This window comes from Pseudomonas sp. P9_35 (genome assembly GCF_034008205.1).
Lineage (GTDB): Bacteria > Pseudomonadota > Gammaproteobacteria > Pseudomonadales > Pseudomonadaceae > Aquipseudomonas > Aquipseudomonas kilonensis.
Map to the genome: position 1 here is coordinate 4,352,497 of NZ_CP125373.1, position 14,984 is coordinate 4,367,480.

The window sequence follows — 14,984 nt, forward strand, 5'->3', positions numbered from 1 at the left end:
ATCAGTTATTTGGCGTGGTAGCGGCCGGGGTGGCCGCCGCCAGGGTCTGGGCCTCGAAACCGCCGCCCAGGGCCTGCATCAGTTGGATCGACAAATCGATCTGGTCGGCATTCAGGTTCGCCAGTTGGCGCTGGGCCTGGAGCAATTGCTGCTCGATGCTCAACACGTCCAGGTAATTACCGATGCCCGAGCCGTAGCGCTGGACCACCGTGTCGTAGGAGCTCTGTGCGATATCGGTGGCATGTTGCTGGGCGCCGATCTGGCGAGCGATGTCACGCAATTGGTTGATGGTGTCGCTGACATCCCCAAGGGCCGTGACCAGGCTCTTGTTGTATTGCGCCACCGCCAGGTCGTAATCGGCGTCCCGGGCATCCAGGTCCGCCCGCAAGCGGCCGCCATCGAAGATCGGCAGCGACACCGTCGGCCCCACATTGAAGAAGCGGCTGGCCGAACCGAACATCGCATCGCCCAGCAACGACCGGGTTCCGGCGGCTGCGCTCAAGTTGAGATTGGGGTAGAAGTTGGTCTTGCCGGCCTCGATGTTCTTGCTCGCCGCCTCGACCCGCCAGCGTGCCGCGACCAGGTCCGGGCGCCGCCCCAGCAACTCGGCCGGCAGGTTCGACGGCAAGGCGACCGCGCTGGCTTGCAGCACGTTGGGCCGGGGAATTTCATTGCCGCGGTCCGGACCTTTGCCCAACAACACCGCCAGGGCAATCTTGGCGCTTTGCAGGCGTTTCTCTGCGTCGATCAGGGTTGCGTCGGCGCTGGCTTCCAGGCTTTCGGTCTGCTGGAACTGGTATTCGCTGTCGATCCCGGCAGTGAGGCGGCGCTTGCCCAGGTCGAGCATCTGCCGGGTGCGCTTGAGGTCCTCGGAGGCCAGGTCATGAATAATGTGGGCCTGGCCCAGGTCGCTGTAGGCCCGGGCCACGTCGGCGGCCAGGGTCAGTTGCGCGGCCTGGCGATCGATCTCGGCGGCGCGGGCCTGGCCGAGGGCGGCTTCCCAGGCGGCACGCTGGCCGCCCCAGAGGTCGAAGTTGTAATTGAAGTCCACACCTAACGTGCGCAGCGTGCTGTACGCCCCGCCCTGCCCTTGCGGGTCCTGGTCACGGGACAGCCGCGAACGGCTGGCGCCGCCGCTGGCATCCAGGGTCGGCAGGCGCGCCGCGTTGGCGGCATAGGCGGCGGCACTGGCCTGATGCACCCGGGCGCTGGCGATCTGCATGTCCGGGCTATCGCGCAGGGCTTCACGGATCAAGCCGTCGAGTTGCGGGTCGCCGAGGCTCTTCCACCAATCGCTTTTCGGCCACGCGGCCTGCGACAGCGTGACGCCGTTCAGGGATTGCCCGGCCTTGAGGCTCTGGGCCTCCAGGTTGACGCCTTCGGTCTTCAGGCCGCTGTAGCTGGCACAGCCCGCCAGGCTCATGGCCAAGACCACCAGGCTTAATCGGGTACGCAAGGTTTTACGCTTCATTTTTCCCCCATTCGCGACACGGTGATGGGGTCACCGGCGGCGAGCAGAATTTTCTTGAGGATCTGTTCGAGGGTTTGCAGCTCCTCGGGGCTGATGGCGCTGGCCAACTGGTTCATGGCCTCGGCACCGATAAACGGCAGGCGATCGGCCAGGGCCTGGCCGGCTTCGGTCAACACCAGGCGCACTTGCCGGCGGTCCTGGGCGGAGCGTTCACGGGCCAGGAAACCTTTCTGCTCCAGGCGATCGAGCATCCGCGTCATCGAGCCGCTGTCCAGGGACAGGTAACGACACAGCTCGGCCGGCGTCTCGATGCCGTACTGGGCCATGATGATCAACACCTTGAACTGCGCGGCGGTGATGCCGACGGGTTCCATATGAGTGTCGATGATCCGGTCCTTGAGCAGCGCGGTACGGCCGAGCAGCATGCCGAGATGGCAATTGTGAAAGTTGTCTGGGGTGAAATGCTTCATCTGACCACCGTTTGCTGCCTAGGCAGTGAATGTATGTCGAGATATTACTGCTTAGGCAGCAAATGTCAATCGAATAGTTAGCTTGCTATGCACTAGCAACCGAAACGCAGATAAACCTGTGGGAAACCAATGTGGGAGCGAGCTTGCTCGCGATAGCGGTATGTCAATCAACGAAGGTGTTGAATGTCATACCGCTATCGCGAGCAAGCTCGCTCCCACAGGGGGTTGGGGGAAGGTTAGAAATCGCGTTTGTAGAAGATGTCCAGCGAGCTGGCGACGCCGCTCGCGGCTTCGAGGTAGACCTTCTTGCTGAGCTTGTAGCGCAGGGCGATGGTGTTGGCCGGTTCGAACACGCCAACGCCGTAGCGCAGGCTGAGTTTTTCCGACAGGTTGCCGCTGGCGACCACGCTGGTGGCATTGCCGCTGCCCTGGGTGTCGAGCTGGAAATCCTCGATCCCCAGGTTATTGGCCAGGCTGGTGGTCACCCCCGAGCTGCCCATCAACCCCAGGCCCAACGCCGCCTGGGCGAGCATGTTGTTGTCCTCGCCGGTAGTGCTCAGCGGCCGGCCCAGCACCAGGTAGGACAATGCCTGCTCCTGGCTCATGGCCGGTTCCGAGAAGATTTGCGTGGTCGGTTGCTCGGCGCTGCCGCTCAAGCGGATGCCGGCGATCACGTCGTCGGTCTGGCGGATCGCTTCGATGTCCAGGTAGGGCTGGTCGATGGGCCCGGCGAACAGCAGCCGCGCCCGTCGCACCGTCAGCCGTTGCCCGTAGGCCCGATAACGACCGTCGTTGAGCCAGAGCTCGCCGCGGGTGTCCATGTTGTCACCGATGTGGACCTGGCCCTGCACGTTGGCGGTCAGGCCGAAACCCGAGAACGCGAGTTTGTCCTGGCCGACGATCACGTCAATGTCCATCGCCATGGCCAGCGGCGCCTTGCCCTCTTCGGTCTGGTGGCCGACGATCACCGTGTCATCCGACACCTTGACGGTGGACGGCGGCAGTTCGCGGATGGTGATCTCGCCTTTGGGCACCAGGACCTTGCCGGCAATGGAAAGCCGCTCACCCTGCATGGTGATGTTGAGGTCCGGCGCCACGTCGAGCACCGCATAAGGCTCGACGGTGACCGGCAGTTGCGAACCCTTGAGCGCCAGGTTCATGGTCAGGGCGTCGCCCCAGCCGATGTTGCCGTTCAAGCTGCCCTGCCCGCTCTTGCCGCTTTTCCAATTGCCATTGAGCTGCACCGCTTCGCCGGTAATCGTTGCTCGCATCTGCAAGGCTTCGAGGCTGACCGGCAGTTCCGGGCCAGACACTTCGCCGTCGCTGAGCACCAGGTTGCCGTTGACCTGGGGCGCGAGTAAACCACCGGACAAAGTCCCGCTGCCGTTCAAGTGACCGGTGAGGGTTTCCACCATCGGCACGAATGGCCGAGCCACGGACAAGTCCAGGCCAGTCAGGCGGAACGAGCCGCTGATGGGTTTGCTGGCCGGTATGGGGTTGATTTGTGCCTGGAGCATCAGTTCGCCGAGCCTGGCGCCGACAAAATTCAGGTCGGTGTCGATGCGCTTGGGGGTCAGGCGGCTGTTAAGCGTCAGGGTCTGGTACGGGAAGTCCAGCCATTGCGCCTTATCGCCGTCTTTGTCCCGAATCCGTAAAGTACCGCCGCTGGCGTCCACCAGGATCCGACCATTCGGACCGCTGGCCGACAGGTCCAGTTGCAGGTCCGCGTTGAGCCGGCCCTGCCAGGCAAAATCCTTGGGCATCCACTGGGCCAGGCTTTCGATGGGGAATTGCTTGAGGTGATAGCGCAGCTTTGGCTCCGGCATCAGCCGCTGGTCTTCACCGCACAGGCTGGCATCAAAGGAACGCCAGCAATGCGCGCCGACGTTGAGCGTGCCGTCGGCCAGGCGCTCCAGTTTCGCTGGGGCTTGCAGGCGCCAGGCTTGACCGCCGGCCTGCACGTCGCCGCTGGCCAGGCGCCCGCGCCAATTGCCCTGGTCGAGCGCGCCATCGAGGGCCAGGGTCGTGTCGAGCTGCGGCCCTTGCAGGTCCAGGTTGAGCTTCTGCTGTTTGATATCACCCTGGCCGCTGACCGTCAGCACGCCCAGTGACGTTTCGCCGACGCGGATGCCGCTGGCCTTGAGGTCGAGCTTGCCGCGCTGGGCGCTGTCGAGGACCGCGTCCAGGTTCAGGCTTTGCAGGCGGTTGTCCTGGAAGGCCAGTTGCGTACCTTGCAGGCCGAGCTTGCCTTGGGGGGTCTTGAGCGTGCCGGCCACGTCGACACGGCCGACGACTTGGCCGCGCAATTGCGGCCAGAGCTGAGCGAGGCGTGCGAGCTTGATGTCGATCTGGCCGGTCAGTTTCTCTTGCAGGCTGGCACTGCCGTTGATGCGGTTATCCCCCAGGCGAATGTCCAGCGCGCTGAGCTTCCACTGCTCGCCAGCGCCGCTGGCCTTGGCCTGGAGCACCGCTGGCTGGCCACGCAGTTTGCCCTTGAGGTCCAGGTCCGCGTCGAGGTCGAGGCGCTCGTTCTTCATCATCCCTTTGCTGCGCAATGGCCCAGCCAGGGTCCCGGGCAGTTCGCCAAGCCAATACGCCGGGTTGATGGCCGACAGTTGCAGCGCCGTGTCCCAGGCGATGCCATCGGCAAATTGCAGGCTCAGGTGCCCTTCGGCCTTGCCCTGCCCCGCCGCGAGCTTGAGCTGCGGCAAGTGGATTTGCGTCAGGTCGCCGCTGAACGGGCTGCCCAGGCTGAAGGCTCCGGCGGGCCCGTCCAGCGAGGCCTGGAAGTTGCCCAGGTATTGGCCATCGGTGTAAGAGACTTCGCCGTCAAAGCTGCGCAGCATCACCTGTGGCTCATCGATCAGCGGATAGAGGCGATGCCAGGGGAAATCCAGCCAGGCGACTTTCGCCTCGGCGCGCAGGCCTTCGCGCCAGTCCAATTGGCCGCTGAGCTTCAGGCTTTGCTGATCGCCGGCATCCAGATCCAGGCCGGCGATCTGCGCGCCATTGGCGTCCACCGTGCCTTGCAGCAACAACGCCACCGGCCCTTTTTCGGCGGGCAGCGTCGCCTTGCCGAGCAGTTGATAGCCGTTTTTCAGATCGCCTTCGCCGGTCAATTCCAACTGATTGAGCAACAACGTGTCGGGCAGATCGGCGCTGGCCTTGAAGCCGTCGGCGCTGATGCGCACCTTGGCGGGCAGGTTGTCCGCGAGCGGTTGCAGTTCACCGCTCAACTGGCCTTGCAGGTAACCGCTGCTGTCGGCCTTGAGGTTGAGGGTCTTGAGCAGGTTGCCGTCGACTTTCAGGTCCAGGGCCCAGGGCGTGGCGCCCGGTGCCGGCAAGGTCAACCGGCCCTCGGCGCTCAACGGCCAGTCGCCACCCGGCTTCAGCAGGCCGGAGAGTTTCAGGCTCAGCTCATCGCGCTGCAATTGCACCGAATCGATCCGCATGCCCTCGGCGGTCCAACGGGCAACCAATTGCAGACCCTTGAGCTGCTCGCTGCCGTTGAGCGACAGGCTGCCGACCTGCACATCGCCCAGTTCGATGGCGAGCGGCAAGTCCAGGTCCGGCAAGCTGATCGGGCCGTTGCTCGGTTCATCGGCAGAGGCTGGCAATTGCAAGGCGACCTGGTCGGCCTTGAGCTGTTCGATGCACAGGGTCATGCGCGCCAGGCACAGCGGCGACCAGGCGAATATCAACCGATCCACCTCCACCCGACTGGCGTCCTGCTGCCACAGCAGGTGATCGGCGCTCCACTGTCCACCCAGCCGGCCCTGGAAATTCTCCACGGTCAGCCCCGGCACCAGGCCGAGGGCCCAGCGGCTGCCGAATGCCGTGCCCAGCACAACACTCAAGGCCAGCACGACCGCCACCAGCACCCCGACGAGCGCCAGCAGCGTTATCTTCAAACCACGCGTCACAGCTCAGGCCCCATGGAAAAGTGCAAGCGGATGCCACCGTCGTCGTCCATCGCATGGGCCAGGTCGAGGCGGATCGGGCCCACCGGCGAAACCCAGCGCACGCCGACGCCCACGCCGGTCTTGAGGCTCGGCAGTTCGAGGCTGTTAAACGAGTTGCCCTGGTCGATGAACGTCGCCACCCGCCATTTTTCCGCGATTGAATATTGGTACTCGAGGCTGCCGGCGACCATGTAGCGACCACCGATACGGTCGCCCTCGGCGTTTTCCGGCGACAGGCTCTGGTAGTCGTAACCCCGCACGCTCTGGTCGCCACCGGCAAAAAAGCGCAGGGACGGCGGGATGGATTTGTAGCCATTGGTGGCGCTGCCGCCGATCTGCGCCCGCGCCAGCAAGCGATGCTTGTCGAACACCGTGGTCAGGCCCTTGACCATGGCGGTGCCATATAAAAGGTTGTTGTCCGAGCCGAGCCCTTCCTTGGCGACCTTGGTGTCGAACTGCAAGCGGTAGCCGTTGTGCGGATCGATGCGGTTGTCGCTGCGCAGGTAGGAATAACTGAGGCCCGGCATCAGCAATGTGCTCAGGCCCGCATCGTCGCCGAGGCGATATTCCTCGCGCTGCCATTTGAGCGACACCACCCGCTGCCAGCCGCTGGGCAACTTGCTGTGCCATTCCGGGCCCACGGTGAGCAGTTTGCTGAGGCTGTCGGTGCCGGCCAGTTCTTCATATTGATAACCGCCGGCGTAACGTATCTTGTCAGTCAATGGCGGATCCAACGGCACGTCGTACCACAAGCCGACGTTCTGCCGGGGCGCCGACACTTCCGCTTCCCAGCCATAACTGTGGCCCTGGGGGTTGACCCAGTGGCGCGTCCAGTTGGCTTTGACCCGTGGGCCGACATCGGTGGAAAAACCCAGGCCCAGGCCCATGGTCCGCGGTTTGCGCGTGTCGAGCCTGACCGCCACCGGGATCACGTTGTCGGTGGCCGCCGTCGGTGCGGCATCCACCCGGACGCCTTCGAAATAACCGCTCGATTGCAGGGCCTGGTTGAGCTCTGCAATGAGCTCGGAGTCGTACGCCGTGCCGGCCTTGAACGGCACCATGCGCTGCAGCAGGTCTTCGTCGAACGGCGTGTCGCCCTCGAAACTCACCGGGCCCAAGGCATAGCGCGGGCCGCTGTCGTAAATCAGTTCGATGTCGGCGATGCCCGCCTGGGGGTCAACCGACAGCTTCTGCCGGGTGAAGCGCACGCTGAAAAAACCATAGCGCGAGGCCTGGTTCTGGATGATTCGCTTGGCGTCTTCGTAGCGACCATGGTTGAGCAGCGCGCCGGGCTTGAGGGCGGCGTTGCTGGGTACGCGAAAGGCTTTGAGCGATGCCGCCGGGCCATCAATGCGCACGGTGACGTTGCGCAAATGCACAGGCTCGCCGGGGTCGATGGTCAGCACCAGGCGTGGGTCCTTGCCGCCCTTGACCTCACTGTCGATCTGCGGCTGGTAGTAGCCCAGCGCCTGGGCGGCCTTGCGCGCCTGCTCCTCGGCGCCACGACTGAAGCGCAGCAAGGCCTCCTCGTCACGATCACCCACACCGCCGATGTAACCTTCTACGTTGGCCTTGAGTTCATCGTTGGACGGCTTGACCCGTACTTCCAATTCACTGTTTGCCAGCGCCACGCAGCTGAGGGACAGCAAGAGCGCGCCACTGGTCATTCTTCCTGAGAGGTTCATGGCGCGGATGCTATCACGAGCGTAGGTGCTTGATAGAGCCGGACATTTCGCAAAAGTTCGCCTGACTATGCCGTTGCGCTTTGCAGAACCTGCGGGTTGGCGTGGAAGAACACGTGCTCGCGGATCGGTCCTACCGCCACTTCGCCGATTTCCTCATAACCCTGGCGTTTATAAAACTCAAGGTAACGCGGGTTGCCGGTGTCCAGCACCACGCCCTGGGAATGCTCGTCCACCGCGCACCAGTTATGCACCGCCTCAAGCAACTGTTCGCCGAAATGCTTGCCCTGGAACTGTGGGTGCACCCCCAGCAGCGGCAATACATGGACCGCATCCGACGGCAGGCAGGCCAGCACTGCCGCGTGGTATTCCAGGTAGCGCCGGGTGCAACGAAAACCAGTGCTCAAGACCATGCGCAGGCGCCAGGCCCAGCTTTCGGTGATGCCCAGGCGCCGCTGCGGCGGAGCGATCAGGGCGATGCCGATCAGGCGGTCGTTGACCAGCAAGCCGATGGCCGGCAGGTCCTGGAAAAAGTGCTGCTTGACCAGCTCACGCACCGTGGCCCGCACCCGCTGTTCATAACCGGGACGCTCGGATTCGAACAGGTAGCTGAAGGTCGGCTCGTGGCGATAGGCCTGATACAGCAACGAACGGGCTTCACGGGAATAACCGCTGTCGAGCATATGGATGTCGGCGATGGCGGTGGCGGTTTCAGGCATGACGTTGGATCTCCTGGGGGCGAGGCTTGGTAATGAGCCCTGTAGGAGCTGCCGAGTGCAACGAGGCTGCGATCTTTCCACGGACGCTTGAATCCCAAGCGAAAGATCAAAAGATCGCAGGCTTCGCCAGCTCCTACAAAGCTGAACGGGGAAATCCCCTCGCCACAGGACATTAGCAGTGCATTTGTCCTACTGCCACGCTGGCCGTGTTCCGACATGTCAGCTAGCATCGCAGTTTTGCCAGGACAGCCGACCATGAAGATCGTCTCCTTCAACATCAACGGGCTGCGCGCCCGTCCCCATCAGTTGGCGGCGCTGATCGAGAAGCACCAGCCGGACGTGATCGGACTGCAGGAAACCAAGGTCCACGACGAACAATTTCCCCTGGCCGAGGTGCAGGCCCTGGGCTACCACGTGCATTACCACGGGCAAAAGGGCCATTACGGCGTCGCCCTGCTCTCCCGCCAGGCGCCACTGAGCCTGTACAAGGGCTTCGAGGGCGACGACGAGGACGCCCAGCGGCGCTTCATCTGGGGCACCTTCGCCGATGCCAACGGCGTGCCGGTGACCATCATGAACGGTTATTTCCCACAAGGTGAAAGCCGCGACCACCCGACCAAATTCCCGGCCAAGGAACGTTTCTACAGCGATTTGCAGCAACTGCTGGAAAGCCGCTTCAGCAACGACCAGCCGGTGGTGGTGATGGGTGACGTGAACATTTCCCCGGAAGACTGCGACATCGGCATCGGCCCGGACAACATGAAGCGCTGGCTGAAAACCGGCAAATGCAGCTTCCTGCCGGAAGAACGCGAATGGATGGCGCGCCTGAAGAACTGGGGCCTGGTGGACAGCTTCCGCCACCTGAACCCGGACGTCACCGATCGCTTCAGCTGGTTCGACTACCGCAGCCGCGGTTTCGAGGACGAGCCCAAGCGCGGCCTGCGCATCGACCTGATCCTCACCTCCCACGGCCTGCTGCCACGGGTCAAGGACGCCGGCGTGGACTACGAACTGCGGGGCATGGAAAAACCGTCGGACCATGCGCCGATCTGGTTGCAGTTGAGCTGACCGCATCACACCAAACCCCTGTGGGAGCGAGCTTGCTCGCGATAGCGGTCTAACCGTCACATTGATCCTGAATGTGCCGCCGTCATCGCGAGCAAGCTCGCTCCCACATTGGACTTCGGTGCCCCGTCGCAACCCTGTCACCTTTCAGTAACCTGACTGACTTAATCTTCCGGCACTTCCTCGGGTTCAGCAGGTGTCGGCATGCGGCTGCGCGTTGTCTTTTTCATCGGCCTCTGGCTGCCGTTCATGGCATCGGCCGGCAGTTTGCCCATTCCCGAACAGGGCCCGGCCCTGCGCCTCCAAGGTTCCAACACCATCGGTGCGGCGCTCGGGCCGGCGGTGGTCAGGGGCTTGATGGAAGATCAGGGACTGCTCAGGGTCAGCAGCGAAATCACCGGTCGCGATAACGAGCAGCGCATCGTCGGCCAGACCGTCGACGGCCGGCGGGTGGTAGTGGACATCGCGGCCCACGGCTCCAGCACCGGCTTCGCCGCCCTCAAGCAGGGCAACGCCGACCTGGCCGCTTCTTCACGACCGATCAAGGACGGTGAGCTGAAGGAACTGTCGTCCCTGGGCGACCTGAAAAGTCCCTCCGCCGAGCAGGTCATCGCCATTGATGGCCTGGCGATTATTCTTCATCCGCAGAACCCGTTGCGTCAGCTCGATACCGTGCAACTGGCGCGGATATTCAGTGGCGAGGTGAAAACCTGGGAGACCGTGAGCGGCGTCGGTGGGCCGATTCATCTTTATGCCCGGGATGAACAGTCCGGCACCTACGATACCTTCAAGGAACTGGTCCTCGGCCGACAGGGCAAACGGCTGGATCCTTCAACACGGCGCTTCGAATCCAGCGAACAGTTGTCCGACGCTGTCAGCCAGGACCCGCAAGGCATCGGCTTCATCGGTTTGCCCTATGTGCGCCAGGCCAAGGCACTGGCGATTGTCGACGGTGACTCCCAACCCATGTTGCCGTTGAACAACCTGATCGCCACCGAGGACTACCCCTTGTCCCGGCGCCTGTTCTTTTATTTGCCGCCCCAGGCAACCAGCCCGTGGGCCGAGGCGCTGGTGGCGTTCACCCAAAGCGACAAAGGCCAGGCCATCGTCGCCGCCAACGGGTTTATCGCCCAGACCGTCCAGGCCATGGCCGTCACGCCGAATGCCTTGATGCCCGAGGGTTACCAGGCCCTGAGCCGCCACGCCCAACGCTTGACCGTGAATTTTCGCTTCGAAGAAGGCAGCGCCAGCCTGGACAACAAGGCCCACCAGGATCTGGGCCGCGTGCTCGACTATATAAAGCAGCATGGCAAAACCGATCGACGCGTGACACTGGTGGGGTTTGGCGACGCGAAGGACGACCCGGCGCGGGCCGACCTTCTGTCCAAGCTGCGGGCCATGGCGGTGCGCCGGGAACTGGTCAAATACGGCGTGGCACTGCGAGAGGTACGGGGGTTCGGCGCATTGATGCCGGTGGCGGCCAACAGTGAGGATGAAGGGCGAGTCAAGAATCGGCGGGTGGAGGTTTGGGTTTACTAGACACGGCGCCATCAAAAGACGAACCCGCTTTTGTGGCGAGGGAGCTTGCTCCCGCTGGGTGGCGCAGCCGCCCCAACATGAGCTGACGCGGTCCTCCAGGCAAATCGCGCCAGCCGGTTTTACGACTGCTGCGCAGCCGAGCGGGAGCAAGCTCCCTCGCCACAAAAACCTTGTGTTTATTGTATTACCATCGGCGTAGGAGCGAACCACCGAGTCTTGCAGCACATTTCCCCTGTGGGAGCGAGCTTGCTCGCGAAGGCGGTGTGTCAGTCAATACTTGACCGACAGACAGATCGCTTCGCGAGCAAGCTCGCTCCCACAGGACGACATAGCGCTTTACCGCCCAGCCAACTCTATGATCATCCGCGACAACAGGTAAATCCGCGGCACCACACTCTCGACTTCGGCGTATTCCTCAGGGGTGTGAATGTTGCCACCGACAATGCCAAAACCATCCAGCGTCGGCGTGCCAACCCCGGCCGACAGGCTGGCATCCGCCGCTCCACCGCTGCCTTCTTCCGTCAGTTTGCGCCCCAGTTCGCCATAGATGCCTTGGGCCATGGCCATCAACCGGTCCGACTCCGCCGTCTGCGGCATTGGTGGCAGGCCGCGCTTGAGGCTGGTGGTGACTTCGGTGTCGGCGATCAACTTGTCCTGCGACACCCGGGCCAGGTCTTTTTCGATGCGGTCGAACTCTTCCGGCACCGCCGCCCGCACATCCGCCTTGGCGCTCGCCTGGTCGGGGATCACGTTGGTCCGGTCGCCGGCCTTGATCACCGTGAAGTTGATGGTGGTTTTCTTTTCCGCATCGCCAAGCTTGCCCAGTTGCAAGATCTGGTGCGCGGCTTCCATCGCCGCATTGCGCCCCAGTTCCGGCGCGACACCGGCGTGGGACGCCTTGCCCTTGACCTCCACCAGCGCCGTGGCACTGCCCTTGCGCCACACCACCAAGCCATCGGCCGGGCGACCCGGTTCGAGGTTGAGGGTCACGTCATGGGCCTTGGCGGTTTTCTTGATCAGGTCGGTGGCGGCGTCCGAGCCGGTTTCTTCGCTGGCGTCGAGCAGGAAAGTAATCTGCGCGTAGTTCTTGAAGTCCAGGTTCTTGAGCACCTTCAGCGCATAGATCCCGGCAACGATGCCGCCCTTGTCATCCATCACTCCCGGCCCATAGGCCCGGCCATCCTTGATGTGGAAGGGACGCTCGGCGGCCGAGCCTTCCTTGAATACCGTGTCCATGTGGGCCATCAGCAGGATTTTTGCCTTGCCGGTGCCCTTGAGGGTCGCCAGGATGTGCTGGGTGCCGTCCGAGTTAGGCACCTTTTCGATGGTGGCGCCCAACTTCGTCAATTCATCGATCGCAATATCACCGACCTGGGTCAACCCCGGCACATAGCCTGAGCCAGAGTCGATGTTCACCAACCGCTCGAGCAGTTTCAGGGCCTCGCCCTTGTACTGTTCGGCGTCGCTCAGGACTTGTTGATGGGGCTGTGCGAAAGCACCGGGGGCGAAGGCGCCGAGGGCCAGGCTCAGGCCAAGACTGACGGCCAGACGGGAGCGAAGAGCGGTCATTATCATGATTTCATCCTTGTTCCGTATCGAAAGAGTGCCATAGGCACCCTACCCGACAATGGGTCAAGGCTCTAGACCGCAGGTAACCACCTCAGGGAGAAATGGCCGATTTCTCCAACACCTGCCGATACCGGTAACAAGTGACTCGGTTGCGCCCGCCGGTCTTGGCCGCGTAAAGCGCCTGGTCGGCATCATTGAGCCAATGGGTCGCATCGCCATAAGCCGGGTTGAAGGCCGCCAGGCCAATACTCAGGCTCACCTTCAGCGCCGGGTTCTGTTCATAGCTGAGCATGGTAAAGCGCTCGCGCAACCCGTCCATGGCCTGCACGGCGTTGTGGAGCGTCAGGTCCGGCAGAATCACACAGAACTCGTCCCCGCCATAACGCCCGACCACATCGGCGGCGCGCAGGTTTTGCTTGAGCATCTTGCCAAGCTGGCGCAACACGATGTCGCCGGCGACATGGCCATAGGTGTCATTGATGGCCTTGAAGTGATCGATGTCGATCAGCGCAATCGCGCCGCGCCCTGCCCCGTCATTAGGGTGACGCTGGCAGCGCTGGAACTCCTCGTCGAGGCGATCTTTCCAGGCGCCATGGTTAAGCAGGCCGGTCAGGCTGTCGGTGCGACTCAGGGCCAGCAACTCGCGCTTTTGCCGGCCCAGGGTGTAGGCCTGGCGATAGCAGAACCAACCCAGCGCCATCGGATACAGGCACAGCAGCGGCAGACAAGCGTAGATCTGCGCCGGGGTGGTCATGGGCACGCTGGTCAGCGGAAAGATCAGCACACCCACGATGATGCCCGTCACTTGGGCCAGCACCCCGATAAGCAGGAAACGCAGGCCGCCGATGGCAACGTTGTTCATCGCCATCATCGCCAGCGTGACGGCCGTGGGCAGCGGGTTGAACTGCATCGCCACGACCCAGAAGCCACCGAGCGCCGCATCGATCAGTAAATTGAGGTGTTCGACGTAGTACGGCCTCGAGCAACGCCGGCCCCACCAGTAGGCCAAATGTGGCCAGAGCAGGCCGTTGAACAGCATGAAACCCCAGACCCACGGCGCCGGTTCGAGGGGAAAGACGGCAACACTCACCAACAGCAACCCCAGTGTCAGGCCCAGGATGCGCGATATATAAAGCCTCCTGGCCAGCGTCCGTCCCTTCTTTCCCGTTTTTTGCATAAGAACCTCTGCACCGCGGGTTTTCCAAGTCATTGGGACGGGGGGGGTAGCTTGGAGTCTATCAGGGTGGCATCAAATAGCCACCACTGAATCAAGGGGTATTTATTCTCCTTCAAATGTCGGGCCCTGCCGCGGATCTTGGCTATACATGAGTCATCCGGCGGCTGTCATAGCAAGTAGCAAAGCAAATGCGCCATGTCATCGCGATGTGCTCGGGTTTCAGCTTCACTTAACGGTATCTGAGCTGTCGGCTCAGACTGGCCGATCACATTCTGTCCTGACCCATGGAGGGCAAAACATGCTGGTGTTGTGGGTAGTCCTTGCCGTGTTTATCGCCTGGAGCTGGTTGACGTATCCAGGCATCGGCCATGTGCTGTACGACATGGGCATGGCGCTGGAGGCACGTCTCTACCGGTTGCACAAGATCACCGTCCCCATCAGCGAGATGACCGTATCGACCTGGCAAGGCGGGCCCTATGAAGCGTCCGGCAGTATCCTGATGCTGCATGGCTACAGCGCTGACAAGAATCTCTGGCTACGCTTTGCCCGGCATTTTGTCGGCGACTACCGGGTGGTGGTGCCCGACCTGGCCGGCCATGGCGAAACCGGCTTCAAGGCTGGCGGCGGCTATGACATCCCGACCCAGGCCCGGCGGGTCATCGAGTTGCTCGACGCCTGTGGCCTGGACAAGGTCCATGTGATCGGCAATTCCATGGGCGGTTACCTCGCCGCATGGCTGGCGGCCACGTCGCCCGAGCGCGTGCTCACCCTGGCGCTGATCGATCCGGCCGGCGTCACCGCACCCCAGGCCAGCGACATGGAACGCCACCTGGCCGCCGGGCATAACCCGTTCCTCGTCGACTCCCGGGACGATTTCGCGCCGTTCTACGCAATGACCATGGCCTCCCCGCCCTGGGTGCCCAGCGTGGTGCTGGCGGCAATGGCCGAACGTTACGAACAGCGCCGCGATGAACTGGCGGAGATCTTCGTCGACTTTCGCGCCAGCCCGCCGATGGAACCGCGCCTGGCCGACATCCGCGCCCCGTCGCTGCTACTCTGGGGGCGCAAGGACCGGCTGATCGACGTCAGCAGCGTGCCGGTGTGGAGCAAGGGCATCGCCGATTTGCGGGTGGAAATCTGGGACGGTATCGGCCACATGCCGATGGTCGAACGACCGGGGAAAACCGCGGCGCTGTACCGGGAATTCCTCAAGGGGTTGGGGCAGTGACGGCGATGCAAAAATAACAAAATGAACCCTATGTGGGAGCGAGCTTGCTCGCGATAGCGGTGACACATCCAACATCAATGCAAGCTGACCCACCGCCATCGC

The 14,984-nt window shown here is 62.9% G+C and carries 10 protein-coding genes; 3 read left to right on the forward strand and 7 right to left on the reverse strand.

Translation table 11 applies throughout. From position 1 onward, the window contains the following. Position 1: 1 nt before the first annotated feature. The 5 genes from QMK47_RS19075 to QMK47_RS19095 all read right to left on the reverse strand — a co-directional run bounded on the left by QMK47_RS19075 (position 2) and on the right by QMK47_RS19095 (position 8,304). Positions 2-1,471 (reverse strand): efflux transporter outer membrane subunit, encoded by a 1,470-nt coding sequence (locus tag QMK47_RS19075; RefSeq protein WP_320389100.1) that lies wholly within the window; start codon positions 1,469-1,471, stop codon positions 2-4. After that, positions 1,468-1,941, reverse strand: coding sequence for a MarR family winged helix-turn-helix transcriptional regulator (locus QMK47_RS19080; protein WP_058546840.1), 474 nt, complete (start codon positions 1,939-1,941; stop codon positions 1,468-1,470). The genes QMK47_RS19075 and QMK47_RS19080 overlap by 4 nt, the downstream gene beginning before the upstream one ends. A 236-nt stretch (positions 1,942-2,177) precedes the next feature. Beyond that, the gene (locus QMK47_RS19085) at positions 2,178-5,864 is read right to left on the reverse strand and encodes a translocation/assembly module TamB domain-containing protein (protein ID WP_320389101.1); all 3,687 of its coding nucleotides are present in this window, start codon (positions 5,862-5,864) and stop codon (positions 2,178-2,180) included. Further along, positions 5,861-7,588, reverse strand: a complete 1,728-nt coding sequence (locus tag QMK47_RS19090; RefSeq protein ID WP_320389103.1) for an autotransporter assembly complex family protein — start codon at positions 7,586-7,588, stop codon at positions 5,861-5,863. Before QMK47_RS19090 ends, QMK47_RS19085 begins: the two co-directional genes overlap by 4 nt. Positions 7,589-7,653: 65 nt before the next feature. Next, complete coding sequence (locus QMK47_RS19095) at positions 7,654-8,304, reverse strand: GNAT family N-acetyltransferase (RefSeq protein WP_320389104.1); 651 nt, start codon at positions 8,302-8,304, stop codon at positions 7,654-7,656. A gap of 255 nt (positions 8,305-8,559) precedes the next feature. Between QMK47_RS19095 and xthA the strand changes: the two genes are divergently transcribed. Together xthA and QMK47_RS19105 are read left to right on the forward strand one after the other, a co-directional pair. Next, positions 8,560-9,372, forward strand: coding sequence for an exodeoxyribonuclease III (xthA, locus tag QMK47_RS19100; RefSeq protein ID WP_003203684.1), 813 nt, complete (start codon positions 8,560-8,562; stop codon positions 9,370-9,372). A 201-nt stretch (positions 9,373-9,573) separates the two neighbouring features. Beyond that, positions 9,574-10,908, forward strand: a complete 1,335-nt coding sequence (locus QMK47_RS19105) for a phosphate ABC transporter substrate-binding/OmpA family protein (protein ID WP_320389105.1) — start codon at positions 9,574-9,576, stop codon at positions 10,906-10,908. A gap of 336 nt (positions 10,909-11,244) precedes the next feature. Here the strand turns inward: QMK47_RS19105 and QMK47_RS19110 are convergent, their stop codons facing one another. Together QMK47_RS19110 and QMK47_RS19115 are read right to left on the reverse strand one after the other, a co-directional pair. Beyond that, complete coding sequence (locus tag QMK47_RS19110; protein ID WP_320389107.1) at positions 11,245-12,483, reverse strand: M20/M25/M40 family metallo-hydrolase; 1,239 nt, start codon at positions 12,481-12,483, stop codon at positions 11,245-11,247. Between the two features lie 85 nt (positions 12,484-12,568). Next, entirely contained in the window at positions 12,569-13,654 is a 1,086-nt protein-coding gene (locus QMK47_RS19115) for a diguanylate cyclase (protein ID WP_320389109.1), read from the reverse strand. A 298-nt stretch (positions 13,655-13,952) separates the two neighbouring features. On the opposite strand from QMK47_RS19115, the gene QMK47_RS19120 reads away from it, so the two are divergent. Next, complete coding sequence (locus QMK47_RS19120; RefSeq protein WP_214510636.1) at positions 13,953-14,882, forward strand: alpha/beta fold hydrolase; 930 nt, start codon at positions 13,953-13,955, stop codon at positions 14,880-14,882. Positions 14,883-14,984 lie beyond the last annotated feature (102 nt).